The organism is Nonomuraea marmarensis (assembly GCF_043197025.1).
GTDB lineage: Bacteria > Actinomycetota > Actinomycetes > Streptosporangiales > Streptosporangiaceae > Nonomuraea > Nonomuraea marmarensis.
In genome coordinates this window covers 192,618-215,631 of sequence record NZ_JBICRM010000007.1, presented here as the reverse complement: position 1 = coordinate 215,631, position 23,014 = coordinate 192,618, and the positions used below count along the sequence as shown (strand labels likewise).

General features: G+C 71.9%; 23 protein-coding genes. 12 read left to right on the top strand and 11 right to left on the bottom strand.

The window, feature by feature from the left end; genetic code table 11:
* Nucleotides 1–11 precede the first annotated feature (11 nt).
* Both ACFLIM_RS14045 and fdhA read left to right on the top strand, forming a co-directional pair.
* Entirely contained in the window at nt 12–623 is a 612-nt protein-coding gene (locus ACFLIM_RS14045) for a TetR/AcrR family transcriptional regulator (protein ID WP_393165230.1), read from the top strand.
* Between the two features lie 128 nt (nt 624–751).
* Nucleotides 752–1,981 carry a formaldehyde dehydrogenase, glutathione-independent gene (gene fdhA / locus ACFLIM_RS14040; RefSeq protein ID WP_393165228.1) on the top strand — a complete coding sequence of 410 codons (1,230 nt, stop codon included), beginning with the start codon at nt 752–754 and terminating at the stop codon, nt 1,979–1,981.
* Nucleotides 1,982–2,097: 116 nt separating this feature from the next.
* Here the strand turns inward: fdhA and ACFLIM_RS14035 are convergent, their stop codons facing one another.
* From ACFLIM_RS14035 to ACFLIM_RS14020, 4 genes are all read right to left on the bottom strand, one after another.
* Nucleotides 2,098–2,847: a MauE/DoxX family redox-associated membrane protein gene (locus tag ACFLIM_RS14035; RefSeq protein WP_393165226.1), complete on the bottom strand. Its 750-nt coding sequence runs from the start codon at nt 2,845–2,847 to the stop codon at nt 2,098–2,100.
* 10 nt (nt 2,848–2,857) lie between these two features.
* A complete protein-coding gene (locus tag ACFLIM_RS14030; protein ID WP_393165225.1) occupies nt 2,858–3,454 on the bottom strand; it encodes a cell wall protein in 597 nt (198 codons plus the stop codon).
* A gap of 10 nt (nt 3,455–3,464) precedes the next feature.
* Nucleotides 3,465–3,914: a hypothetical protein gene (locus tag ACFLIM_RS14025; protein ID WP_393165224.1), complete on the bottom strand. Its 450-nt coding sequence runs from the start codon at nt 3,912–3,914 to the stop codon at nt 3,465–3,467.
* 152 nt (nt 3,915–4,066) lie between these two features.
* Nucleotides 4,067–4,600: an NUDIX domain-containing protein gene (locus ACFLIM_RS14020; RefSeq protein WP_393165222.1), complete on the bottom strand. Its 534-nt coding sequence runs from the start codon at nt 4,598–4,600 to the stop codon at nt 4,067–4,069.
* A 240-nt stretch (nt 4,601–4,840) separates the two neighbouring features.
* On the opposite strand from ACFLIM_RS14020, the gene ACFLIM_RS14015 reads away from it, so the two are divergent.
* Both ACFLIM_RS14015 and ACFLIM_RS14010 read left to right on the top strand, forming a co-directional pair.
* Nucleotides 4,841–5,473 (top strand): RNA polymerase sigma factor, encoded by a 633-nt coding sequence (locus tag ACFLIM_RS14015; protein ID WP_393165220.1) that lies wholly within the window; start codon nt 4,841–4,843, stop codon nt 5,471–5,473.
* A 113-nt stretch (nt 5,474–5,586) separates the two neighbouring features.
* Nucleotides 5,587–5,826 (top strand): anti-sigma factor family protein, encoded by a 240-nt coding sequence (locus ACFLIM_RS14010; RefSeq protein ID WP_393165218.1) that lies wholly within the window; start codon nt 5,587–5,589, stop codon nt 5,824–5,826.
* A 58-nt stretch (nt 5,827–5,884) separates the two neighbouring features.
* On the opposite strand, the gene ACFLIM_RS14005 is transcribed toward ACFLIM_RS14010, so the two are convergent.
* On the bottom strand, nt 5,885–6,091 hold the full coding sequence (locus ACFLIM_RS14005; RefSeq protein ID WP_393165216.1) for an anti-sigma factor family protein: 207 nt from the start codon (nt 6,089–6,091) through the stop codon (nt 5,885–5,887).
* Nucleotides 6,092–6,232: 141 nt separating this feature from the next.
* On the opposite strand from ACFLIM_RS14005, the gene egtA reads away from it, so the two are divergent.
* Genes egtA through egtE form a run of 5 tightly spaced genes read left to right on the top strand, consistent with a single transcriptional unit; the run spans nt 6,233 to nt 11,665 of the window.
* Nucleotides 6,233–7,468: an ergothioneine biosynthesis glutamate--cysteine ligase EgtA gene (egtA, locus tag ACFLIM_RS14000; protein WP_393165214.1), complete on the top strand. Its 1,236-nt coding sequence runs from the start codon at nt 6,233–6,235 to the stop codon at nt 7,466–7,468.
* Entirely contained in the window at nt 7,465–8,757 is a 1,293-nt protein-coding gene (gene egtB / locus ACFLIM_RS13995) for an ergothioneine biosynthesis protein EgtB (protein ID WP_393165212.1), read from the top strand. Before egtA ends, egtB begins: the two co-directional genes overlap by 4 nt.
* A gap of 1 nt (nt 8,758) precedes the next feature.
* Entirely contained in the window at nt 8,759–9,466 is a 708-nt protein-coding gene (gene egtC, locus ACFLIM_RS13990; RefSeq protein WP_393165210.1) for an ergothioneine biosynthesis protein EgtC, read from the top strand.
* A 19-nt stretch (nt 9,467–9,485) separates the two neighbouring features.
* The gene (gene egtD, locus ACFLIM_RS13985; RefSeq protein ID WP_393165208.1) at nt 9,486–10,466 is read left to right on the top strand and encodes an L-histidine N(alpha)-methyltransferase; all 981 of its coding nucleotides are present in this window, start codon (nt 9,486–9,488) and stop codon (nt 10,464–10,466) included.
* A complete protein-coding gene (gene egtE / locus ACFLIM_RS13980; protein WP_393165206.1) occupies nt 10,463–11,665 on the top strand; it encodes an ergothioneine biosynthesis PLP-dependent enzyme EgtE in 1,203 nt (400 codons plus the stop codon). The genes egtD and egtE overlap by 4 nt, the downstream gene beginning before the upstream one ends.
* 47 nt (nt 11,666–11,712) lie before the next feature.
* On the opposite strand, the gene ACFLIM_RS13975 is transcribed toward egtE, so the two are convergent.
* Nucleotides 11,713–13,221, bottom strand: a complete 1,509-nt coding sequence (locus ACFLIM_RS13975; protein WP_393165204.1) for a hypothetical protein — start codon at nt 13,219–13,221, stop codon at nt 11,713–11,715.
* 76 nt (nt 13,222–13,297) lie between these two features.
* Here ACFLIM_RS13975 and ACFLIM_RS13970 point away from each other — a divergent pair, with 76 nt between their 5' ends.
* The gene (locus ACFLIM_RS13970; protein WP_393165202.1) at nt 13,298–14,644 is read left to right on the top strand and encodes a hypothetical protein; all 1,347 of its coding nucleotides are present in this window, start codon (nt 13,298–13,300) and stop codon (nt 14,642–14,644) included.
* On the opposite strand, the gene ACFLIM_RS13965 is transcribed toward ACFLIM_RS13970, so the two are convergent.
* The 3 genes from ACFLIM_RS13965 to ACFLIM_RS13955 all read right to left on the bottom strand — a co-directional run bounded on the left by ACFLIM_RS13965 (nt 14,628) and on the right by ACFLIM_RS13955 (nt 17,881).
* Nucleotides 14,628–15,356, bottom strand: coding sequence for a hemerythrin domain-containing protein (locus tag ACFLIM_RS13965; protein ID WP_393165200.1), 729 nt, complete (start codon nt 15,354–15,356; stop codon nt 14,628–14,630). The genes ACFLIM_RS13970 and ACFLIM_RS13965 overlap by 17 nt on opposite strands.
* A 209-nt stretch (nt 15,357–15,565) precedes the next feature.
* Entirely contained in the window at nt 15,566–17,191 is a 1,626-nt protein-coding gene (locus tag ACFLIM_RS13960; protein WP_393165198.1) for an amidase family protein, read from the bottom strand.
* Between the two features lie 159 nt (nt 17,192–17,350).
* Nucleotides 17,351–17,881 (bottom strand): nuclear transport factor 2 family protein, encoded by a 531-nt coding sequence (locus ACFLIM_RS13955; RefSeq protein ID WP_393165511.1) that lies wholly within the window; start codon nt 17,879–17,881, stop codon nt 17,351–17,353.
* 241 nt (nt 17,882–18,122) lie between these two features.
* Between ACFLIM_RS13955 and ACFLIM_RS13950 the strand changes: the two genes are divergently transcribed.
* On the top strand, nt 18,123–18,968 hold the full coding sequence (locus ACFLIM_RS13950; protein ID WP_393165196.1) for an alpha/beta fold hydrolase: 846 nt from the start codon (nt 18,123–18,125) through the stop codon (nt 18,966–18,968).
* A gap of 8 nt (nt 18,969–18,976) precedes the next feature.
* Here the strand turns inward: ACFLIM_RS13950 and ACFLIM_RS13945 are convergent, their stop codons facing one another.
* Nucleotides 18,977–19,615 (bottom strand): HD domain-containing protein, encoded by a 639-nt coding sequence (locus ACFLIM_RS13945; protein ID WP_393165194.1) that lies wholly within the window; start codon nt 19,613–19,615, stop codon nt 18,977–18,979.
* An 83-nt stretch (nt 19,616–19,698) separates the two neighbouring features.
* On the opposite strand from ACFLIM_RS13945, the gene ACFLIM_RS13940 reads away from it, so the two are divergent.
* On the top strand, nt 19,699–20,658 hold the full coding sequence (locus tag ACFLIM_RS13940; RefSeq protein ID WP_393165192.1) for a GlxA family transcriptional regulator: 960 nt from the start codon (nt 19,699–19,701) through the stop codon (nt 20,656–20,658).
* A 1-nt stretch (nt 20,659) separates the two neighbouring features.
* Here ACFLIM_RS13940 and ACFLIM_RS13935 read toward each other — a convergent pair whose 3' ends face one another.
* A complete protein-coding gene (locus ACFLIM_RS13935; protein ID WP_393165190.1) occupies nt 20,660–22,786 on the bottom strand; it encodes a SpoIIE family protein phosphatase in 2,127 nt (708 codons plus the stop codon).
* Nucleotides 22,787–23,014: the final 228 nt, after the last annotated feature.

Here is a 23,014-nt window from a genome sequence, read left to right as displayed (position 1 = left end):
GCGTTCAACCTGTGCACCAGCGGGGACAGCGAGCCGATGCGCAGCGTAACTCAGACAAGATCGTCCGGGCCGCGATCGCTCTCCTGCGCGAGAGCGGCCCCGCGTTGTCCCTCGACGAGGTCGCCCGGCTGGCCGGGATCGGGATCGCCACCGTCTACCGGCGGTTCGGCGACCGCGACGGGGTGATCAGGGCCGCCTTCCAGGCGTACTTCGCCGAGGAGATCGAGCCGCTCGTCCTCGACGCCCGCGATGCCGCCGACGCGGGGCGCGCGCTGAGCGAGGCGCTGGCCGCCACCGTGGACACCCTGGCCGCCCACCACGGGCTCCTGATGGCGGCCAAGGAGTCCGGCGCGTTCACCGTCGACATCGCCGAACGGTTCATGGGCCCGCTGCACACCGTGCTGACCAGGGCCCAGCGGCACGGCCAGGTACGCACCGACCTGACCGTCCGCGACCTGGCGGCGATCGTGGTGATGGCGCTGGCCACCGTGCATCCGGGCGACACCGCCCAGGCCGCCCCCTGCCGCTACCTGGCCCTGCTGCTGTCCAGCCTGCGCCCCTCGGCCGACGAACTGCCCGCCCCTTCGGGTCAGGGCGTGGGACGGTCACGACCTCCGAGGTAATCGACCGCATCACCCGCCTCCGGCAGCGGCAGGTTCCCGGTGCACGGTGCGCCGGTCGAGGCGCGCGAGGGCTGAATGGCTCCGGGCGGGCCGGGTAGGTGGGCAATGAGGCGGAGAGAAGGTGTGTCATGCCTGGCACAAGCAACAGAGCCGTTGTGTACGAAGGCCCAGGCAAGGTCGAGGTACACGAGATTGGTTATCCCGAATTCGAGCTCAAGGACGGCCCGGGGGTCAATCCGGCCAACGTGGGGCGCAAGCTGCCGCACGCCGCGATCCTCAAGACCGTCGCCACCAACATCTGCGGCAGCGACCAGCACATGGTCCGCGGCCGCACCACCGCTCCGCGGGGTCTGGTCCTGGGGCACGAGATCACCGGTGAGGTCGTCGAGACCGGGCCGGGGGTGGAGTTCATCAAGACCGGCGACCTCGTGTCGGTTCCGTTCAACATCGCCTGCGGCCGCTGCCGCAACTGCAAGGAGCGCAACACCGGCATCTGCGAGAACGTCAACCCCGACCGGCCGGGCTCGGCGTACGGCTATGTCGACATGGGCGGCTGGGTCGGCGGGCAGGCCGACTACGCTCTGGTGCCCTACGCGGACTGGAACCTGCTCAAGTTCCCGGACAAGGACCAGGCCATGGAGAAGATCCTCGACCTGGCCATGCTCGCGGACATCTTCCCGACCGGCTTCCACGGCTGCGTGACCGCGGGTGTGGGGCCTGGATCCACCGTCTACGTCGCCGGCGCCGGTCCCGTGGGGCTGGCCGCGGCCGCCTCCGCGTTCCTGCTCGGGGCCGCCGTGGTCATTGTCGGCGACCTGAACAAGGAGCGGCTGGACCAGGCGCACAGCTTCGGCTGCGAGACCATCAACGTGGCCCTGGGCGAGCCGAAGGACCAGATCGAGCACATCCTCGGCGTGCCGGAGGTCGACTGCGCCGTCGACGCCGTGGGCTTCGAGGCCCATGGCCACGGGCGCGAGTCGGGCGAGGAGCACCCGGCCACCGTGCTCAACTCGCTCATGGACCTCACCCGGGCGGGCGGCGCGCTGGGCATCCCGGGCCTGTACGTGACCGGGGACCCGGGGGCGCACGACGAGGCCGCCAAGCAGGGCTCGCTGTCGATCAGGATCGGCCTCGGCTGGGCCAAGTCGCACAGCTTCTTCACCGGCCAGTGCCCGGTCATGAAGTACAACCGCCAGCTCATGATGGCGATCCTGCACGACCGGGTGCGGATCGCGAAGGCGGTCAACGCCACGGCGATCTCGCTCGACCAGGCGCCGCAGGGCTATCACGAGTTCGACGAGGGAGCCGCTCGCAAGTACGTGCTCGACCCGCACGGCCTGCTCGCCAGGGCGTCCTGACCACGGGCCTGCCCACGGGCGGTGCGCCCGCCCGTGGGCGAGCGGCTCCGTTCCGGCACCATCGAGGTCGGGGCCACGGACGGGCACCTGCGCCCGGCACCGTGCACGACTGGTGACTAGGCGAGGGCGACCCTGACGGCCGTGGGATCGTCGCCGGACAGGGGGATGGCGAAGACCGCCGACCGCCGGTCGGCCCCGTAGACCACGAACCGCACGCCGTCCTCGTCCCACGTCTCACGGATGTCCGAGGTGAGCCGGGCGGACGCCGAGCAGAACGCGGGACTGCGATGGAGCAGGTGCAGGGAGATCTGCAGGGGGACGTCCCGCAGTGGCGGAACGGCGAGGGGGCGGCGCACGCGTACCAGGAGGCGTCGCAACGGGGTGAGCCAGTGGCGGTCCAGCTCCGCCGAGAGGGCCAGCAGGGCCGCGACCTCCAGCACGACGAGGGCCGGGAGGGGCGCGTGCGGCCCCGCCCCGGTCGCCACGAGGCCGGCGGCGAGCAGGAGCCCGGCGCGGGCGAACGCACGCACGTCCACGGGGCGGGAGTGCGTGCCCAGGCAGCCGCACGACGAGGTGGGCGCGGCGACGTACGCGTAGGTGAGGTAGGCGAGGAAACCGGCCGCCAGCAGGGCGGCGGCCGCGCCCTCCAGGGCGTGTGCCGGTGGCAGCAGCAGCGCGGCCGCCACCGCGAGCTCGGCCAGGCCGACGAGCCACAGCACCGGGACCGCGCGCGCCGGGCCGGTCAGCCGGGCCAGGGCGGTCTGCCCGGCCTGCGCCCGCATCCGCCGGCTGAGCAGCTTCATCAGGCCCGCCCAGAGGAGGAAGAGAGCGATCACGTACGGCTGTGACGCGGCGATCCCGTGCATCGGCTGCCTCCTAGTGCGGGGAGAAGACGGTGGCGATGTCGACCTCGTTCGTGTCCGGCCGCCAGGCGCCCAGGATCTGCACGTGCTGGCTGACCTTCAGCATCGACAGGTCCGCGGTGGGCGGCGACTCGGAGTGGATGGCGACCGACTTGCCGGCCACGACGTGGCACAGCACCTCTTGCCCGTTGTGGTCGAGGTGGATCGTCTGGCTGGTGATGTTCTTGATGTGGCCCTTGATGTTGACGATGTTGAGCCACACCGACTCGGCGGCCAGCATCCCGTCGGGCATGCGCACGCCTCTGGCGTACAGGCCGTCACCGGGCTCGGCCTGGTCGAACCCGACGGGTCCCAGCTTCCACAGGCTCGTGCCGTCCACGACCCTGATGGTGTGGAAGACCATGTTCGAGCCCAGGACGAGCAGCGTGTTGTCCTTGATCGAGCGGATCCGGCCCTCCGCGAAGTTGGGGTCGGGGGTTCCGGGCTCGATCTCGGGCGCCGCGGTGGCGAAGGCCGCCTCGGGGCCGAGCGAGCCCAGCGCGGTCGCGGCGACGACACCGGCGCCGCCGCCGAGCACGGCGGACTTGAGCACATCCCTTCTGCTGCGCATCCTTGGCCTCCTACGCCGTCGAGATCTCGCACGGCCGCAGGCCGCTGGAGAGGCTGGCGATCTGGCTGAACGCGGCCGGCGTGAGGTCGATCAGCCGGTTACTGGCGCAGGTCGCGCCGCAGCAACTGCGCTCGCCGCAGAACAGGTCGGTCTGCGGCCCGCAGTCGGCGATGGCGGTGACGACGCTGGTGCCGCTGCACAACGCCGTGGTGCGGTGGCGGAAACCGCACGTCCTGCGGGACAGGCCGACACCGCAACTGTCCGGGCGGGTGATCGCCCAGCACGCGTCGGAGGTGTTGGGCCAGGCATGTTGCAGGTTTCCTGAGTTGCAGGTGCCGCAGGCTCCCTTGCCGGTGCTGCTGCACGGTCCCCAGGCGGTGCCGCAGCAGAACCAGGAGACCTCTCCTTGGACGGGGCCGAGTAAGTCGGCGGGCGGGTCGGTGGACTTGCTACGCGCCATGCGCGTCCTCCTTGGGTGAGCTCTGGACGATCTCAGCGAGGGGTTTGAAGCTTTCCGACTCGATCTATGCGTACCATGTAAGGATTTTTCGTCAATGCCCAAAAATGACCGCCCCAAAGTGGCGCTGGTGGGCGGCCTGGTCCGCGGGGACCCTAATGTGACGCGCGGGCCTGCAGGAGGTCTGCCAGGAAGTGGAGCAGGGCCGCGGAGGTGGTCGCCGAGGTGATGGCCTGCTCGCCGATCAGTCGCTGGATGCGCAACACCGGCAGCCACTCGGCCCGCCCGCTCTCCTCGTCCCCGTCCGGCGCGGCGCCGGGGGAGGCCTGGTGGCCGACGAAGATCAGGTGGTCGCAGTCGGCGACGTCACCGGCGGGGTGGATGCGGATCAACGGCTGCAGCGGTCCAGGCCGCCAGCCGGTCTGCTCCGCCACGTGACGGGCCGCGGCCTCCTCGGGCTCCTCGCCGGGGCCGATCTCGCCGAGCGGGATCTCCCACCCCCAGGTGTCGGTGATGAGTCGGTGCCGCCACAGAAGTAGCACGCGCCCGCCATGAAAGACCACCGCTCCGGCAGCCCGCGGGGTGCGGACGAAGGGCCGCTCCACGTGCTCGCCGCCGGTCAGCTCGACGTCCACGACGCGGAGATCGACCCCGTTCGCCGCGTAGAGCAGCCTTTCCGAGCGCCGCATGGAATGCTCCTCACCGGTTCGCGGGGACGTGTTCCGCCGAAGACCGCCTGGACTGCTTACCCGAGAATACGCAAAGGGTCTCCCGAGAGTACGCACAGAGGCCCCCGGCCCCCGGGGCGGAAGAATGTCGGTGGGAATGATTAGCGTGGGCGGTGTCGTCCCGCCGCGGGCCGACGCCGGGCTTCGGCACTGGCCCGGATGTCAGGAGATGTCCCAGCGTTCGACCGGAGGGAAGCGATCGTGGGGTCTTTCGCAGGCGGAGGGCTGCCCCCGGATGACGTCGTCGTCACGGCCCTGCGCGCCGGCGACGAGGCGATGTTCGCGGCGTTGCTCGACACGTGGTCCGGCGGAATGCTCCGCGTGGCCAGGTCCTACGTGTCCACCGACCACTCCGCGGAGGAGGTCGTCCAGGACACGTGGCTGGCGGTGATCGGCGCGATCGACGGCTTCGAGGGCCGCTCCTCGGTCAAGACGTGGGTTTACCGCATCCTGGTCAACACCGCGAAGAAGCGCGGCGTGCGCGAGAGCCGCACGCTGCCGTGGAGCGCCTTCGAGCAGGACGGCGGCTCGGCCGCGGGCCTCGGCCCGCTGTTCCCGGGCGGCTGGAAGGAGCCTCCCGCGGCCTGGCCGACGCCCGAGGTCGAGGCGCTGGCCACGGAGGTGCGCGGGCTGATCGCGGAGGCCCTGGCCCGGCTGCCGCCGCGGCAGCGGATCGTGATCACCCTGCGCGACGTGGAGGGGTGCACCTCCGACGAGGTGTGCGAGATCCTGGAGATCTCCGCGGCCAACCAGCGGGTCCTGCTACACCGCGCCCGGGCGGCGGTACGCGGCTGGCTCGCCGACTACTTCGAGTCGGTGAAACAGCCAGAATAGTCGGACCTCCGGGTCCCTGGAGCAGCCAGAATCGCTCGCGGGCTCCTTCCGGTCCGTGCGGCGGCACAATAAGTGAAACGGTTCATCCTCAGACGAAAAGGGCGGTCAACGTCGTGAAGCGGTTCACCTGCGACGAACTGGTGGAACTCATCACCGCGTACCTCGAAGACGCCCTCGACCAGCCGGCGCGTGACGGCGTACAAGCGCATCTGGCCTGCTGCGAGGGGTGCGTGCGCTACTTCGAGCAGTTTCGCGCGACCATCGGCGCCCTCGGCGACCCACCCCCGGAAAAGTTGCCCGCCGACGTGCGCGACCGGCTCATGTCCGCCTTCCGCGAGCGGCGGAGGTCATGAGACAAGCCCTCCGCGCGCAGCGGCGGTGAGGGGACGAACCTTCCGCGAGCAGCGGGGTTCATGAGGCGAGAAAGCTCTCCCGCAGCGCGGTGAGTACCGGCGCGGAGATGACGCCGTCGCGCAGGCAGCCGAGCAGCGCGATCGTCGCGAGGACCTGCGCCAGCCGCCCCGAACACGCCGGGCACCCGCCCAGATGGTCCGCGACGAGCCGCCGCCGCCCGGCCGGGAGCGCCTCCTCCAGATAGTCCGTGAGCAACTCGAGCACGTCATCGCACCCGAGCGCTCCCCGTGCCCGCTCCATATGACCTAGTGCCGGTCAACGCCCCATCCGTTACACGAAAATCCGCCTGTAACGCTCGCGCGGCTCGCGGGTCTATATCCCCGTGCGCCACGCGAAGGGGAGACGATGATCGGGCTGACGGCCGAGGGCACGCCGCTGCGGGACGCCTCGGAGGTGGCGGACTTCGCGCGCCGCTGCTTCCGTCCCTCGGCCGCCGACCAGGTGGGTGTCGAGCTGGAGTTCCTGGTCTTCGACCGGAGGGCGGCGGCCAGGCACGTCCCGCTGGCCAGGGTCGAGCGGGCGATCCCGGCGCTGCCGGGCGGCAGCCGGGTGACGTTCGAGCCGGGCGGCCAGCTCGAACTGTCCGGCCCGGCCGGTCCGCTGCCGGAGGCGCTGGCCGGCCTGGCCGCCGACGTGGCCGCCGTGCGCGACGGCTTACGAGCGGCCGGGCTCGCACTGGGCGGGGTGGGCCTCGACCCGGTACGCCCGGCCCGCCGCCAGCTGCACCTGCCGCGATACGAGGCGATGGCCGAGTACCTCGGCGTGCCGTACGGAGCGCTGATGATGTGCTCGACCGCGTCGATCCAGGTCAATCTGGACCTGGGCGAGCATCCGGAGGCCCGCTGGGAGCGGGCGCACGCGCTCGGCCCCGTGCTGATGGCGGCCTTCGCCAACTCGCCGCTGAGCGGCGGCAAGCCGTGCGGCTGGATGTCCGGCCGCCAGGCCGTCTGGGATCGCCTCGACCGCACCAGGACCGCGCCCGTGCCCGCCTCGGGCGATCCCGCCGCGGACTGGGCCGAATACCTGCTGGACGCCCGGCTCATGCTGGTACGCGAGGACGAGGGGCGCTATCGCCCGGTACGCGATGGCTCGACGTTCCGCGACTGGCTGGCAGCCAGCGGCGGGCGCCGGCCGACCGCCGAGGACCTGGCCTACCACGCCACGACGATCTTCCCTCCGGTGCGGCCCCGTGGCTGGCTGGAGATCCGCTACCTCGACGCCCAGCACCCGGAGACCTGGCCGGTGTGCGCGGCGGTGACCCACGCCCTGATCACCGACGACCGGGCCGCCGACGCCGCGCTGGCCGCCGCGGAGCAGCACCTGGGGCCGTACCAGGAGTTCTGGGGGGTGGCGGCGCGGTGCGGGCTGGCAGATCCGCGCCTGGCCAGGGCCGCCGAGGCGGGCTTCCGCGCCGCGCTGGAGGCGCTGCCCCGCCTCGGCGCGGGCCCCGGCCTGGTCGGCGAGGTGGCCGCGTTCGCCGACCGGCACGTGACGACCGGCCGCTCACCGGCGGCCGACCTGATGGACCTGATGTCGGGACGGCGCGTCTCGACCTGGCTCAACGACGAAGGACGGGAATGAACGACTTCAAGGAACGGATCGCGACCGAGCTCATCGCGGTGCGCGACCGGTCGCTGGCCTACACGGAGGCGGAGGACGACCTGCTGGTACGCCAGCACTCGCCGCTGATGTCGCCGCTGGTGTGGGATCTGGCGCACGTGGGCAACTACGAGGAGCTGTGGGTGCTGCGCGAGGCCGGGGGCATCACGCCGCTGCGCCCCGAGATCGACGACATCTACGACGCGTTCAAGACCCCGCGCAAGGACCGCCCGACCCTGCCGATGCTGGGCCCGGCCGAGGCCCGCCGCTACATCGAGGGGGTGCGCGGGCGGGTGCTCGACGTCCTCGACGCGATCGATCTGGACGGTCCCACCCCGCTGCACCGCGACGGCTTCGTGTTCGGCCTGGTGATCCAGCATGAGCACCAGCACGACGAGACCATGCTCGCCACGCTGCAACTGTCCGGGCACCCCGGCCTGGTGCGCGAGGGTGACCTGCCGCCGGGCCGGGACGCGGGTCCCGAGGAGGTGTACGTGCCGGCGGGCTCCTTCCTCATGGGCACCGGCACCCTGCCCTGGGCCTACGACAACGAACGGCCCGCGCACCGGGTGGACCTGCCCGCGTACTGGATCGACCGGCTGCCCGTCGGCAACCGCGCCTACGCGGCGTTCATCGAGGACGGCGGCTACGACGACCCGCGCTGGTGGTCCGCTGAGGGCTGGCAGTGGCGGCAGAACAGCGGGGCCAACGCCCCCTTGTTCTGGGTCAAGGAGGGCGGCGCCTGGTGGCGCACCCGCTTCGGCCGCACAGAGCCCGTCCCGATGGACGAGCCGGTCCAGCACGTGTGCTGGTACGAGGCCGACGCCTACGCCCGCTGGGCCGGCAAGCGGCTGCCCACCGAGGCCGAGTGGGAGAAGGCCTGCGGCTGGGACCCCGAGGCAGGGAAGGCTCGCCGGTACCCGTGGGGCGAGGAGGACCCATCCCCCGACCGGGCGAACCTCGGCCACCGCGCCGCCCACCCCGCGCCGCTGGGCGCCTACCCGGCCGGGGCCAGCGCGTACGGGGCCGAGCAGATGGTCGGAGACGTGTGGGAGTGGACCGCCTCCTGGTTCCAGCCCTACCCCGGCTTCCGCGTCTTCCCGTACAAGGAGTACAGCGAGGTGTTCTTCGGCCACGACTACCGGGTGCTGCGCGGCGGCTCGTGGGCGGCCGACCCGGCGGCGGTGCGGACCACGTTCAGGAACTGGGACTACCCGATCCGCCGGCAGATCTTCACCGGCTTCCGCTGCGCCCGTTCCGAGCAGGTCTGAGATGTGCAGGCACGCGGCCTGGCTGGGTGCCGCCCGCCCGCTCACCTCGCTCATCCACGAGCCCGGGCACGGCCTGCTCAAGCAGTCGTACGCGCCACGCCGCCAGCGGGCGGGCCTGATCAACGCCGACGGGTACGGCATGGGCTGGTACGACCCCGCGCGCCCCGAACCCGTGCGGTACCGCCGTGCCCTGCCCATCTGGGCCGACGCGAACCTGCCCGCGCTCGCCCAGGTCGCCCGCTCGACCTGCCTGCTGGCGGCCGTGCGCTCGGCCACCGTGGGCATGCCGATCGAGGAGAGCGCCACCGCGCCGTTCACCGACGGACGGTGGTTGCTCAGCCACAACGGCCGCGTCGCGCGGGACGCGGTCAAGGACCTGGCCGACAGCGCCGAGAGCGCCTGCGACGCCGCCTGGGTCGCCGCCGCCGTGTTCCTGCGCGGGCGCGCCGGGTTCGGCCTGGGCGCGGCGCTGGCCGAGGTCGTCGTCCGCGCCGGGGAGAAGGACCCCGGCGCCCGTCTCAACCTGCTCGCCTGCGACGGTACGTCGATCGCCGCGACCGTCTGGGGCGACACCCTCTTCCACCACCGACTCCACGACGGCGTGCTCGTGGCCAGCGAGCCGCTCGACGACCTGCCCGGCTGGCAGGCCGTTCCCGAGCGCAGCCTGCTGACCGTCACCCCCGACGACGTGCATGTCCAGCCGTTGTGATCTCACCTCAGGAGGCCTTGTGCCCGTCAGCCACCCCACCGTGCATGTGATCAACCATCTTGACCGCGACTACCTGCGTCAGTCGCTCGAACGCGACGTCACCACCGGGTTGACGTCGTCGCCCAAGTGGCTGCCGCCCAAGTGGTTCTACGACGCCGCGGGCAGCGAGTTGTTCTCCCGTATCACCCGATTGCCCGAGTACTACCCGACCCGGCGCGAGCTGGCCATCCTGCGGGCGCGGGCCGCGGACCTGGCGGCGTCCTCCGGTGCGGACACGCTGGTCGAGCTGGGCTCGGGCACCAGCGAGAAGACCGTGCTGCTGCTGGACGCGCTCGCCGCGGCGGGCACGTTGCGTGCCTACACGCCGGTGGACGTGGACGCGGTCACCCTAGCGTCGGCGGCGCAGCGGCTGGCCGGGCGCTTCCCCGGGCTGGCGTTGCGGGCGGTGTGCGCCGACTTCGAACGCCATCTGGCGTTGTTGCCGCGTACCGGGCGGCGGATGGTGGCCTTCCTCGGCGGCACGATCGGGAACCTCGAACCGGCCGCGCGCGCGGTGTTCCTGAAGGAGTTGCGGGCCACGCTCCGGCCCGGGGACACGTTCCTGCTGGGGGCCGACCTGGTGAAGGACACCGGGCGGCTGGTGGCGGCTTACGACGACGCGGCCGGGGTGACGGCCGCCTTCAACCGGAACGTGCTGCGGGTGATCAACCGGGAGCTGGACGCGGACTTCGTACCGCAGGCGTTCGAGCACGTGGCGCTGTACGACGCCCGCCACGACTGGATCGAGATGCTGCTGCGGGCGAGCCGGGACATGCGGGTGCGGGTCGGCGGACTCGGGCTGGTCGTGGACTTCGCCGAGGGGGAGGAGATGCGTACCGAGATCAGCGCCAAGTTCCGGCCGGAGGGGCTGCGGGAGGAGCTCGAGGCCGCGGGCTTCAACGTGTGCCGCCGCTACACCGACCCCGCGGGGGACTTCACCCTGATCCTGGCCGAGGCGTGAGCACGAGCGCCGGGCAAGCGGGGCCGCCGGCCGCGAACGGGCAAGCCGGGCAGCATGCGGGGGTCGCTGGGCCATGGCGGGCGGCGCGGAGTGTGGCGCCGCCCGGGCATCTCGACGCGGCCGGTTGCAACGTGCCCAGCGACCGGGTGCTCGACGCGGTCGTGGCGCACCTGCGGCTGGAACGGGAGCGCGGCGGCTACCCGGCCGTCCCGGACCTCACCGTGCCGAAGTCGGCCCTGGCCGCGCTGGTCGGCGCCGGGCCGGAGGACGTGGCGTTCCTGGAGAGCGGGACGGCGGCCATGGCGGTGCTGCTGGGCGGGTGGCGGCTGCCGCCGGGCAGCCGCGTCGGCTACGCGCGCACCGAATACGGCAGCACCCTGATGCTGCTGCGCCGCCTGGCCGCCCGGCGTGACTGGAGGCTCGTCGAACTGCCGGTGGACGGCGCCGCCCGCCTCGCCCCCGAGGGCCTGCGGGCGCCGCTGGCGGCGGGGTTGGACCTGGTGATCGTCTCGCACCTCGGCTCCCATCACGGCGTCGTGCAACCGGCGGCGGAGATCGGGGCGCTGTGCCGCGCGGCCGGGGTCCCGTTCGTGCTGGACGTCTGCCAGTCGCTCGGACATGTGGAGGTACGGGGGGCGGGCGCGAGCGCGTACGTGGGGACGTCGCGCAAGTGGCTGGCCGGGCCGCGCGGCGTCGGCTTCCTGATCGTGCCCGGCCTCACGCCCGCCATGGACGCCCCGGCCCCCACCCTCGGCGGCCACCTCTGGAACGAACCGTCACAGGACGACGGGCCGGTGCCGTTGCCCGGCGCGGTGCGTTATGAGAGCTCGGAGGGCGCGATCGCGGCCCGGGTCGGGCTCGGCGTGGCCGTGCTCGAACACCACGCGCTCGGCCCGTCAGCGGTCCACGAGCACCTGGCCGACCTCGGCCGCACGGCGCGCGGCCTGCTCGACGGGGCCGGGGGCTGGCGGGTGGCCGAGCCGCTCGACGAGCCGTCAGCCCTCGTCACGCTCAGGCCCCCGCCGGGCGAGACGGCCGAGGCCGCCGCCGCCCGGGCAGCCGCGGCGTCCCTGCTGGTCAACGTCGTGCCGACCGCCCGGGCGCCGCTGGACCTGCGCGAACCCGTGCTCCGCGTCTCCCCGCCGCCCGGCACACCCCTGGAGACCCTGGAGTCCCTGGCCCGCGCCCTCGCCTCCTGACCGCCTCAACGGTGGTGAACTGCGCGTGACGGCGGTGCGGAACCCTTTCAGGTAGCGGGGGCCGAGAGCTCGCGGATGGCGGCGGCGACGCGCCGGGTCGAGGCAGAGGCGCTGCCGGGCCCGTCGAACGGTCGCGTGCCGCCGTCCGTGACGCCCTCGACGGTGGCGAGGTCGGCGCCGGGGTGGCAGACGACGTCCGGCCCCGGCAGGTTGGCGAGCAGGAACTCGCCCTCGTCGGTCCGGGCGTCCGACGGGTGCGCGCCGCGGCGGGCCCACCGCAGGCGACCGGCGTGGTCGAGCCGGTAGACGCCGGACCCCTGGCCGGTCGCGACCCGTACCGGCGCGTCGTGGCTCAGCCGGACCTTGACGGAGAAGGGGCCGCCTGGCTGGGTGGCGCGCAGCAGGCTGAGGTGGTTGAAGTCCTGCGGGTCGCCCAGCCAGCTCACCCGGCGGCCCAGCAGCACGGCCAGGTGCGCCAGCACGAACGGGGCCAGGCCGATGAGCTGCTGGTTGACCCCCGAGACGCTCTCCTGGTGGCCCCATTTGATCGCGCAGAGATAGACCCGCTCGCCCGGGGTGAGCAGGGCGTCCAGGGTGAACAGCCCGGCGACGCCGTACCTGCGCCAGGCCCAGATCGCGATGCGTTCCGCGCACTCGATGAGCAGCGCGGCGGCGGGCGCCGGCCAGGGCCGCGACCAGTCGTGGCCGGCGCTGCGCAGCGGGCCGACGCCCAGCTCGGCGACGCCGGTCGACGCGTGTGCCGGCCGGTCCACGTACACGCGCACACCCCCGGCGCCGTCCGGGACGCCGAGCACGGCGACGGTGCACGGCCAGCCCTCGACGAACGCGGCCACCCGGTACGGGCCGAGCAGCCGCACCGCGCGTCCCATGCCGTCGTCGTCGGACACGATCACGGTGCCGCGCCCGCCCGCCTGCACCACCACCCGTTGCGTGCCGACTGCGCGCCGCAGCTCCGCGAGGCCGGGCAGCCGGTCCACGTGCACGCAGCGGATCCGTGCCACAGCGGGCACGCCGGCCGCCCGCAGCAGGTCGTCGAACAGATGCTTGGCCTCGATCGTGGCCCGCACGCCCGCGTCGATCGCCGCGACGGTGCCGCCGGGGCCGGCCAGCTCGTCCAGCTGGGGGTTCGCGTACCAGGTGGAGATGACCGGCGGGCGGTCCAGCTTGACCAGGTGGCGGGCGGCGTCGTGGCGTACGCGGCGCGGCCAGCCGTGCCGCTCGGCGACCGAGCGGACGCGGGTGCGGTCCTCGGCGGCGACGACCAGGCCGGGCAGGGCGGGTTCCCATGCCGGGTAGCAGCCGATGGCCAGGGCCGGGCGCAGGCCTTCGATGGGGGCTGGGCCGGTGTAGCCGGTGCGCAGAGCGGTGCAGAACCGGTCGACGGTGACCAGCGGGCGGCCCGCCAGCGCGGCCAGCAACTCGGCGCCCGCGTGCTCTAAGCTCGCCGGGCCGCTCATGTCGCCACGCGCGGCGGCGTAGCCGTTGGGGTGCGTACCACTCCTCCTCCTTCGAGAGCTTTCAGGCCGCGTCGTCACGGTCCGCACTATTGACGGTGCTCTGCGTGGAGCGCATCGTCGAGGGCACCGCGATGTGAAGCGATGTGAAGATGCGATGTCGCCACGGCGCACCCGCCCCGTCGTGAACCGGGCCCTGGCCGCGATGATCGAGCAGGCCGGCTGGACGCACGCGGCCACCGCGCAGCACGTCAACGCGGTCGCCGCGGAGAGCGGGGAGCGGATGCACTACGACCGTTCGGCGGTCGGGCACTGGCTGACCGGGACCGTTCCGCGCCCGGACGCCGTGCACGCCGCCGTGGAGGCGTTCCGCCGCCGCCTCAACCGGCCGGACCTCGCTCCGGGGCATCTCGGGTGGCCGGGTCCCGCCTTCGCGCCGCCCGCCGACGACCCCTGGCGCGGTGACCCGGTCGCCCGGCTGGCCACGCTGGGGGAAGACGACCTGCTCAACCGCCGTACCGTGCTGACCGCGGGCACGTTCACGCTGGCCGCCCTGTCCGGCCTGGCCGCGCACGGCGGCAGGGCCCGCGCCCGCGCCGCCGCCGGCCGGGCGGGTGCCGGCGACGTGGCCCGCATCCGCGCCGCCACCGCCAGCTTCGCCGACCTGGACGACCAGTACGGCGGCGGCCACGCCCGCGCCGCGGTCGCCGCCTACCTGGCCCGCGAGGTCACGCCCCTCCTGCACCGGGCGACCGGCCGCGCCCGACCGGACCTGTTCAGCGCCGCCGCCGAGCTGGGCTACCTCGCCGCCTACATGGCCATGGACGCCGGAGCGAACGCCCTCGCGCAGCGGTACTACATCAGCACCGTACGGCTGGCCGACGAGGCGGGCGACCTGGTGGTGCGCGCGACGGCCCTACGCAGCATGGCCGTTCAGGCCGCCGAACTCGGCCACGACGGCCAGGCCCTGGCGCTGGCCGAGGCCGCTGCCTCCGCGCTCGGCGGGCACGGCCCTCAGCGCACGCGGGCGTGGATCACCGGCATGCGGGCCGAGGCGCACGCGGCGGCCGGCACCCGCTGGGACGCGCTGAACCTGCTCCGCCGCACCGAGACTCAACTGGAACGCGCCGACTCCGCTCCCGAATCGGAGTGGACCGGCAACTACCGCCGCGAATCCCTGGAACACCAGATCGGACTGACCCTCACCCAGCTCGGCGACCACGCCACCGCCGCCCGGCACTTCGCCGCCTCCATGAACGCCCGCCGGCCCATCGAGCTGCGTACCCGCGCCCTGATCGGCGTGCGCGCGGCGCACGCCTTCCTCCGGGCCGGCGACCTCGAGCGGGCCGCCGCCACGGTCCTTCAGCTCAGCGACGACGTACGGCTGATCTCCTCGGCCCGGGTACGCGACGAGCTGCGGCGGCTGCGCGCCGACTGGCAGCCCTACCGCGACAGCCCGGCCATCGCCGAAGTCGACGCCGCCATCGCTACACCTTCGGGGTGAACTGGGCCAGGTTGTAGATCCCGAGCGTCTTCTCGATCTCGGCGACCTGGTCGACGACGCCGGTGAAGCCGCGGGCGAAGCGGCGGCGCTCTTCCTCCTCGAAGGTCTCGGCCAGCTCGAGAAACTCCTTCGCCGGGACGACGTCGCGAAAGACGGGGAAGACCACGGTGTCCTCGCGGGCCTCGTGCGGCTCGTACATCCGGATGAACGAGGCCATGGAGGCGACCATGGCCTGGCGGGCCCGCTTGTCGGGCGTCGCGGTGGCGCCGGTGGCCGTCAGGAGGCGTGAGGTGAGAACGCGCCCGCGCTGATGTTGCAGCAGCAGGACCGGGACGATGTCGGTGAGCTTGCCGGCCTGCTGCAGGCGCGGGAACACGTACTTCTCTTCCAGGCGCTCGTGGTAGTCCTCGATGAAGCTGCGGATGATGCGCGCGCTCGCGTTCAGCGCCTGGGCCGGGACCTGCTGGCCGGTCCCGATCCGCCGGATCCCCTCTCGGTAGATCAGCAGGATGCGTTTGAGGACGCCGTGCTCGCGCATGAGATCCTCCGGCGGCGTGACGGGCGCCTCCTCCTGCTCGCCCGGAGTCGGCGTGGCGGGTGCCTGCGACGGCGAGGCGCCGCCCGCCCGCACCACGCCCGCCGCACCGCACGCGGTCAGGGTCACGCTGCCGGCCACGGCGACGGGCAGCCCCAGCAGGTCACGCCGGCGCACCGCCGCCCCGTTCTCATCCCCTACGCAGTCCACCCTTACCGCCCCCGGTCCTACCGTGATCAACGTGCGCGCTCGGATCCGTTCCCCGCAGGCATGCGCTGAAGCGGTCGCCGGGTAATGCTTGGGTCAGCTAGTGGGTTCGGCTGGGGGTACCCAGCCGGTAGTGGCCGTTACGCCGCCCTTGGCGGGACGGCGTAACGGCTACCGGATCAGGGGGCGCAGCTGCGCTGCCACTTGCCCGGCTGGACGCACCGGAACAGCGAGGGGTTGGTCACGGCCGGCGGGCGCCACTCATGCGAGGCCTGCTCGTAGGCGTAGGCGAAGGACAGGAGCTTGGCCTCGGTGTACGCGCTGCCGAGGAAGCTCATGCCGAACGGCCGCCCGTTGGCGGGGTCGTATCCGATCGGCACGGCGACGGACGGGTACTGTGCCCGCGCGCCGATTCCGGCCGATCCGCTGCCGGTGAACAGGATCGCGTCGAGGTTCTCGGCCTTGAGCACCGAGTCGATGCGCTCGCGGGCGCCGGCGATGCCGTTGTCGCGGTCGGCCTCGTAGGCGGCCTTGGTGGCGGGGTCGTCGATGTCGATCTGGTTGGAGGCCTCCAGTTGCGTCTGGCCGAACTTGATCGTTCCCTCGGCGATGTGGCCGAGGTTGTACTTCACGACGTCGTCGAGCGTCTTCATGGGGGCGTTGCGGGGCAGCCGGGCGAGGTAGGCGTTCAGGTCGCGCTTGAACTCGTAGTTCAGGATGCCCGGCGGCAGCCCGCCCGTGTTGACCGTGACGGTGACGACGGTGGCGCCCTGGGCGCGCAGCACGTCGAGGGCCTTGTTGAAGGCGACCGCCTGGTTACCGGTGGGCGCGCTGGCGACGCCGATGCGCACGCCCTTGAGCGCGTCCGTCTTCAGTGCCGCGGTGTAGTCGGTGCCGACGACGTCCTTGCTGGTCTGCGTCGCGGGGTCCTCGGGGTCGATGCCGGTGAGCGCGGTCAGCAGCGCGGCGGCGTCGTACACCGAGCGGGTCATCGGGCCCGCGGTGTCCTGCGAGGCCGCGATCGGCACGATTCCCGTCCTGCTGACCAGCCCGACGGTCGGCTTCACGCCGACCAGGGAGTTGGCCACGGAGGGGCTGAGGATCGAGCCGGAGGTCTCGGTGCCGATGGTCACCGCCGCGAGCCCGGTGGCCGCCGCCGCGCCCGATCCCGAGCTCGACCCGCTCGGGGTCTGGCTGACGTCGTACGGGTTCAGCACCTGCCCGCCGAGGCCGCTGTATCCGGACGGCATGCCCGAGGTGGTGAAGTTCGCGAACTCGCTCAGGTTGGTCTTGCCGAGGATGACCGCGCCGGCCGCGCGCAGCCGCTTGACGAGGAAGGAGTCGTCCGAGGGGAAGGAGTCGGCCAGTGCCAGGGCGCCCGCGGTCGTCGGCAGCCGCTGGACGTCGATGTTGTCCTTGACCAGCACGGGGATGCCGTGCAGCGGGCCGCGTACCTTGCCCTTCTTGCGGTCCTTGTCGGCCTGTCTGGCCTCGTCCAGCGCGCTGTCGTTGAGCACGCGGACGGCGTTCAGGCCGGGGCCGTCGGTGTTGAGCTGGCGGATGCGCTCGATGTAGTCGCTGGTGAGCTCCTCGGAAGTGATCTTCCTGGCGCTCATGGCCTGCTGGAGCTGCGCGACCGTGGCGGTCTCCAGGTCGACGCGGTACCCGGTCCGGCCGGCCGCGGCCTGGGTCGGGGAGACCAGCGCTACCACGCCCATGGCCGCGACCGTGCCGAACGACGCGACGTACAGGGTGGTGCGGGAGGTCAGGCGGCGCAGTACGGATAAGACACTGGAACGGTTCATGGGGTGCGTGTCCTTCCAAGGGTGTCCCACCTCGGCCACTTCGGCGCGAGTGAAACGATGATCACGCAGGAAGAGTGCAACGCATAAGTTATGCCGATATTTCGGCACGGTTACTATCGCCTTCCGGTCTCGTTCCCGTGGCCGGCCGCGGCCCGGCGGTCAGTTGCGGTTGGCGCGTGGCGCGAGGCGGTCGGGGAGTTTGGCGAGCGGGAAGACGCGCCAGAAGTAGGCATCGGCGGCGTGCTGGTCACCGGGATAGTTGATCGCCTCCACGATGCGGCCACCCCTGATCCGGAAGGCCAGTGCCCAGGTGATGTCCAGGCCCTTGGGCGTGGTGCTCCAGCCTCGGTGCAGGTCGATCACCCAGTCGCCGTCGGGCGCCAGCGCGATCGGATCGGCGCGGAATCCCGCCCGGCCCAGCTCGGCGAAGAACGCCAGCACCTCCTCCACCCCCTTCTTGGTGCCCGCGAGGGGGTGGTGGCCCGGGATGGTCCACTGGATGTCGGGGGCGAAGAAGCGCCGGCGGAGAGCCTCGAGGTCGCCCTCGCCGTAGGCGGCGTAGTAGTCGCGGATCAGCTTGACGTTGGGGTGCTCCCGGGAGGAGGCCGCGGCGGCGGTCCCCGTGGCGGCGGTGAGGGCGATCCCGGCCGCCGTGGCGCCGGCGGCTCGCAGCAGGTTGGCCCGAGACATCTCAGACAAGGGAAACTCCCGTTCTTGGCGTTTCGGCCGAGTCTGGGGTGCGATGCCGGTCGCAGTCCAAGATCTGTGGCCATAACCATCGGCTATGAACCCAAGATCCTGGGCCTTTACCGCACCCCAATATGCGGGTAAACAACTCCACCATTTGACGCCGGCGACAACATTCCTTGGCGGTGACGAAGGGCGCAGGTACATACGGTATTTATCCGGATGTGGACAGAAGGGCTGCGAAATGTGCAGGCAAACAGTGCTGGCGGCCGTGCTCGCCACGCTCACCACCGTTCCTGCCGGCGCACGCGCATTTGAGGCTGACGGCGCAGGCCAGCCGTCTCCTTGCCCGGCAGGCGGCGCCAAGCCGACGGTCGTGCTCGTGCATGGCGCCTGGGCCGACACGTCGAGCTGGAATGGCGTCATGGCGTCCCTGCGGAAATCCGGATATGCCGTCCGGGCCATCGCGAATCCCGTCCAGAACCTCACCACCGACGCGGCCTCCGTCGCCGCCTTCCTGAAAACCATTTCCGGCCCCGTCGTCCTCGCCGGGCACTCCTACGGCGGCTCGGTGATCACCAACGCCGCCGCGCACACTCCGAACGTCAAAGCCCTCGTATACGTCGACGCCGCGGCGCCCGACGTAGGCGAAACCAACGGCCAGTTGAGCGGCTCCGACTCGGTGCTGAAAAAGGAGAGCCCCGCCTCCCTCTACGACAAGATGTCGTACGCGGGAGCGACCGGCACAGTCACCGATCTCTACCTCAAGAAGGACTTCTTCCTGCGTTCGTTCGCCGCCGATCTGGATCGGGAAACGGCCACCCGGCTGTGGGCGTCCCAGCGAGCCGCGTCGACCGGCGCGTTCGAGACGCCGTCCAAGGCCGCGGCCTGGAAGACGATTCCGTCCTGGTTCTTCATCAGCACCGGAGACGTGGTCATCACCCGCTCCGCCCAGCTGTGGATGGCCCGGCGGGCGAAGTCGAAGATCTCGGAGTTCGAGGGCGGGTCCCATCTGACCTTGATCTCGCATCCCCGGAAGGTGGCGTCGATGATCGATTCAGCGATCTGCGCCACCCGGCGAACCTCCTAGCGACCGGCTCACTCCGGCCAGTCGGAGTTCTGGATGATCTCCACGAAGTCGATGTGCCTGAAGCCGGGCACGAAGTGCTCGAGCACGTCGGCCTTGACGTTGCCGAAGGTGGTCTGCGGCCGGTGCGCGATCCCCTCGGTGAAAGCCTGCAGGATGCGCCGCTTGAAGTCGGGACGCGGGTGTGCCGCCACGATCTCCTTCCGGGCCTCCGCGGGGATGTCGTCCAGCCCCATGCCGAGCACGTCGGCCTCCACACCGGCGGTGACCAGGGCGATCTCCGGCTCCATGTGGGACGGGATCTCCGGCGTGGTGTGCAGCGCGATCGCGGTCCAGGCCAGCCGGGCACTCTCCTCGTCCAGGCCGTGCGAACGCAGGAAGTCGCGCGCGTCGTCGGCCCCGTCCAGTTCGAAGCGCTGCTGGGACTGGTTGTGCCGCTCGGTCAGCCCGAGATCGTGGAACATCGCGGCCACGTACAGGATCTCGGGGTCGTAGACCAGCCCGCGGCGGCGGCCCTGCAGCGCGCCGAACAGGTAGACGCGCCGTGAGTGGTCGAACAACAGCGGGCCGGCACCCTGCCGCACCAGCTCGGTGGCCTCCTTGGCCAGCTGGCTGTCCGGGATGTCGATGTCAGCGATGCGATCGGTCATGTCTTCAGTCTTGCGAACGCTGCCTCGGCTTCTCCATGTCATTTCAGTCAGGTATCCCACAAATCTGGACATAGAGTGGAACGGTGGAACGCAAGAAGGTCGCCGTCGTCGTCTACGACGGGGTGCGACTGCTGGATGTGACGTCGCCGGTGGAGGTGTTCGACACCGCGGCGGAGCTCGGCGGCTCGTACGAGCTGGTGATCTGCTCTCCTGCGGGAGCGGACGTCACCGCGTCGGCGGGGGTGCGGCTCGCGGCGAACGCGCGGGCCGGCGAGGTCGCCGGGGTGCACACCGTAGTGGTGCCGGGCTCGCATGACCTGCCGCGCCTGCCGCCGCTTCCCGCGGTGCTCGAAGCGGTGGACGGGCTGGCCGGCGCCTCGGAGCGGGTCGCGTCGGTGTGTACGGGGGCGTTCGTCCTGGCCGAGGCGGGATTGCTGGACGGCAGAAGGGCGACCACGCACTGGCGGCACGCCGCCACGCTCGCCCACCGCTACCCCCGGGTGACGGTCGAACCCGACGCGATCTACGTACGCGACGGGCGGATGATCACCTCCGCCGGCGTCAGCTCCGGCGTCGACCTGGCGCTGGCCCTGGTGGAGCAGGACGAGGGCGCGGAGCTGGCCCGCGAGGTGGCCCGCGACCTGGTCGTCTTCATGCAGCGGCCGGGCGGCCAGTCGCAGTTCTCGGTGGCCGCGCGTACCCCGCGGCCCCGGCACGACGCGCTGCGCGGCCTGCTCGACGAGATCGCCGCGGACCCCGCCGGCGATCACGCCCTGCCGTCGATGGCCGCGCGCGCCGGGATGAGCGCTCGCCACCTCACCCGCCTCTTCCACGAACAGGTCGGCACCACCCCGGCCGGCCACGTCGAGTCGGTACGGCTGGAAGCGGCGCAGGCGCTGCTCGAAGCGGGTGAGAGCGTCACCGGCGCGGCCCATCGCTCAGGCCTGGGCAGCGACGAGTCACTGCGCCGCGCCTTCCTGCGCCACCTCGGTGTCACGCCGTCGGCCTACCGCGCCCGCTTCCGCACGGCCGTCCGCCATTGAGTCAGCCCGGATTCGCGCGATGCTCCAGCAGGAGCAGCGCGATGTCGTCGGCGCGGTGCTTGGTGTGCGGGGCGTGGTCCAGCAGCGTGCCGCTGAGCTGGTGGAGGTGCTCGTACGTGGCCTCGGTCAGGTATCCGGCGAGGTTGCCGATGGCGAGGTCCAGGTCGACGCCGGGGGCCTCGACCAGGCCGTCGGTGTAGAGGGCGACGACGGCCTCCGGCGGGAACGGCGCCTCGATGGTCGGGTAGTCGGCATCGGCGTCGACACCGAGGAGCAGCCCGTACGGGCCGTCGATGATCTCGGCGGGCATGTTCGGCGGGCGCAGCAACGCCGGAGGGTGTCCCGCGTTGGCCAGGCAGAGGGTGCGTAGTTGCAGGTCGACGTGGACGAGCAGGCAACTGGTGAACAGGTCGGTGTCCAGGTCGATGAGCAGGCGGTTGGTGTGCCTGAGCACGTCGCCGGGGCTGGCGCCGGCGACCGCGTGGGCGTGGATGGCGGTGCGCACCTGTCCCATGAGCGCGGCGGCCGTCATGTTGTGCCCCTGGACGTCTCCGATGACCGCGGCGGCGGAGGTGTCGTTCAGGCGGATCAGGTCGTAGAAGTCGCCGCCGATGCCGACACCGCGGGTGGCGGGCACGTAGCGGGCGGCCACGTCCAGGCCGGGGATCTCGGGCAGGCTGCGGGGGAGCAGCGCGGTCTGGAGGCAGTGGGCGAGCCGGTCCTTGGTGTCGTAGAGCATGGCGCGGTCGAGGGCCTGGGCCATCAACCCGGCCAGCGCGGTGAGGCTGGCGCATTCCTCGTCGGTGAACGGGTGGGGCTCGCCGAAGGCCAGCACGCAGGTGCCGACGATGTCGTCGGAGACCGCCAGCGGCAGGAACGCCCAGGCGGCCATCTGGTCGTAGTGCACGGCGTTCGGATACATCTGGCGTAGCTCGCTCCAGTTGGCGAAGAACGCGGGGTCGCCGGTGCGCAGCACGTGCTCGGCGGGGGTTGGTGAGGTCAGCGGCAGGCCGTCGAACAGATCGACGATCTCGGGCCCGTAGCCGTGCGAGCCGATAATCCGCATCTTGCCGCCCTCGGCTATCAGGATCGCCATGGCCTGCACCTTGAACACGGGCATGACGTGGTCGGCGACCAGGTTGACGACCTCCCGCACGTTGAGCGCCCGGGTCAGGGCCGCCGCGATGTGCAGGAAGTTGTAGAAGACGTCGGTCCGCGGCTGCCCGCCGGCGCCGGGCTCGTGCGGAAGCTCCTGCAACGGCTGCTCCACCACGGCAGGCGTGATCAGCAGGCTGATGCCGGACGGATCCGGATAGAGCGCGAACTCCAGTTTGCGGCCGTCAGGGCGGCGAGCCGTGCAGAACGTGGTCTGCTGGCTGACCACCGCCGCCCGGCAGCGATCTTCGAACGCCGGATCCTTCAGCCATTCCGCGACCTCCCACAGCGGCTTGCCCAGCACGTCACCCCCGTCGCCGAGCAGATCGGCCGCCGTGGCGCTGACGAAGGTGATGCGGCCCTCCAGATTCAGCGCGACACAACCCTCGCGGAAACGGTCGAGACAGCCGGACGCGGCCAGGGCATATTGCGGATCCGGCGCCTCGGGCTGCTCCGGAAGCAGGACGCGCGGCTCGCCCGTGGCCGCCGGCGGGTGCCCGCGGTCGGCTGCCTCCTTCAGCAGGGCGCCCAGCTTGTCGCAGGCGAGATTGATGACCTCCACCTCATGGGGTGAGAGCTCGTACGCGTGCGACGCCGGCCAGAACAGGATCCAGGCGCCCCACACGCGGGAGCCGGTCCGGAGGGGAGCGGCGGCCGTGGCGAACGGATACGGCAACGCGAGCGCCGTTCCGGGGAAGCGGCAGGCCAGCTCGTGATGATTGGGCACCCAGATCACATGGCGCTGGCGAACGGCGGCCGCCACCGGGGTGCTGGCGTCCATCCTGACCCTGGTCCACGGCTTGACGATCTGCGCCGGCAGCCCGACCTCCGTGTCCATCAGCAGGACCTGCCCAGCCTCCGCCAGCAGGTAGATCGCGCCGACGTGCGCCCCGGTGTCACGGACGGCCTGGGCCAGCACCTCGTCAAGCCCAGCCGCGTACCGCTGGGTATCCGAGTCCGGGTGGCCGTGCACGGGCTACCCCGCGCCACCCTGCGACGACGTCGGTGCCGCGGCCCAAGGAGCAGCCATACGTCCAACTGTAAGTGCCCTCATTCGGGGCAAGACCGTCCATTGCTAGATCCTGATCGTCAAGTTGCCCGAACATGGGTATTTCCGGTGCGCGCCGGTCAACTGCGGGATCGGCGGCCGTACGCGATCGACGGCCGCTTGACCGGCGCTTGACGCCCGCCCTCCGGCTCG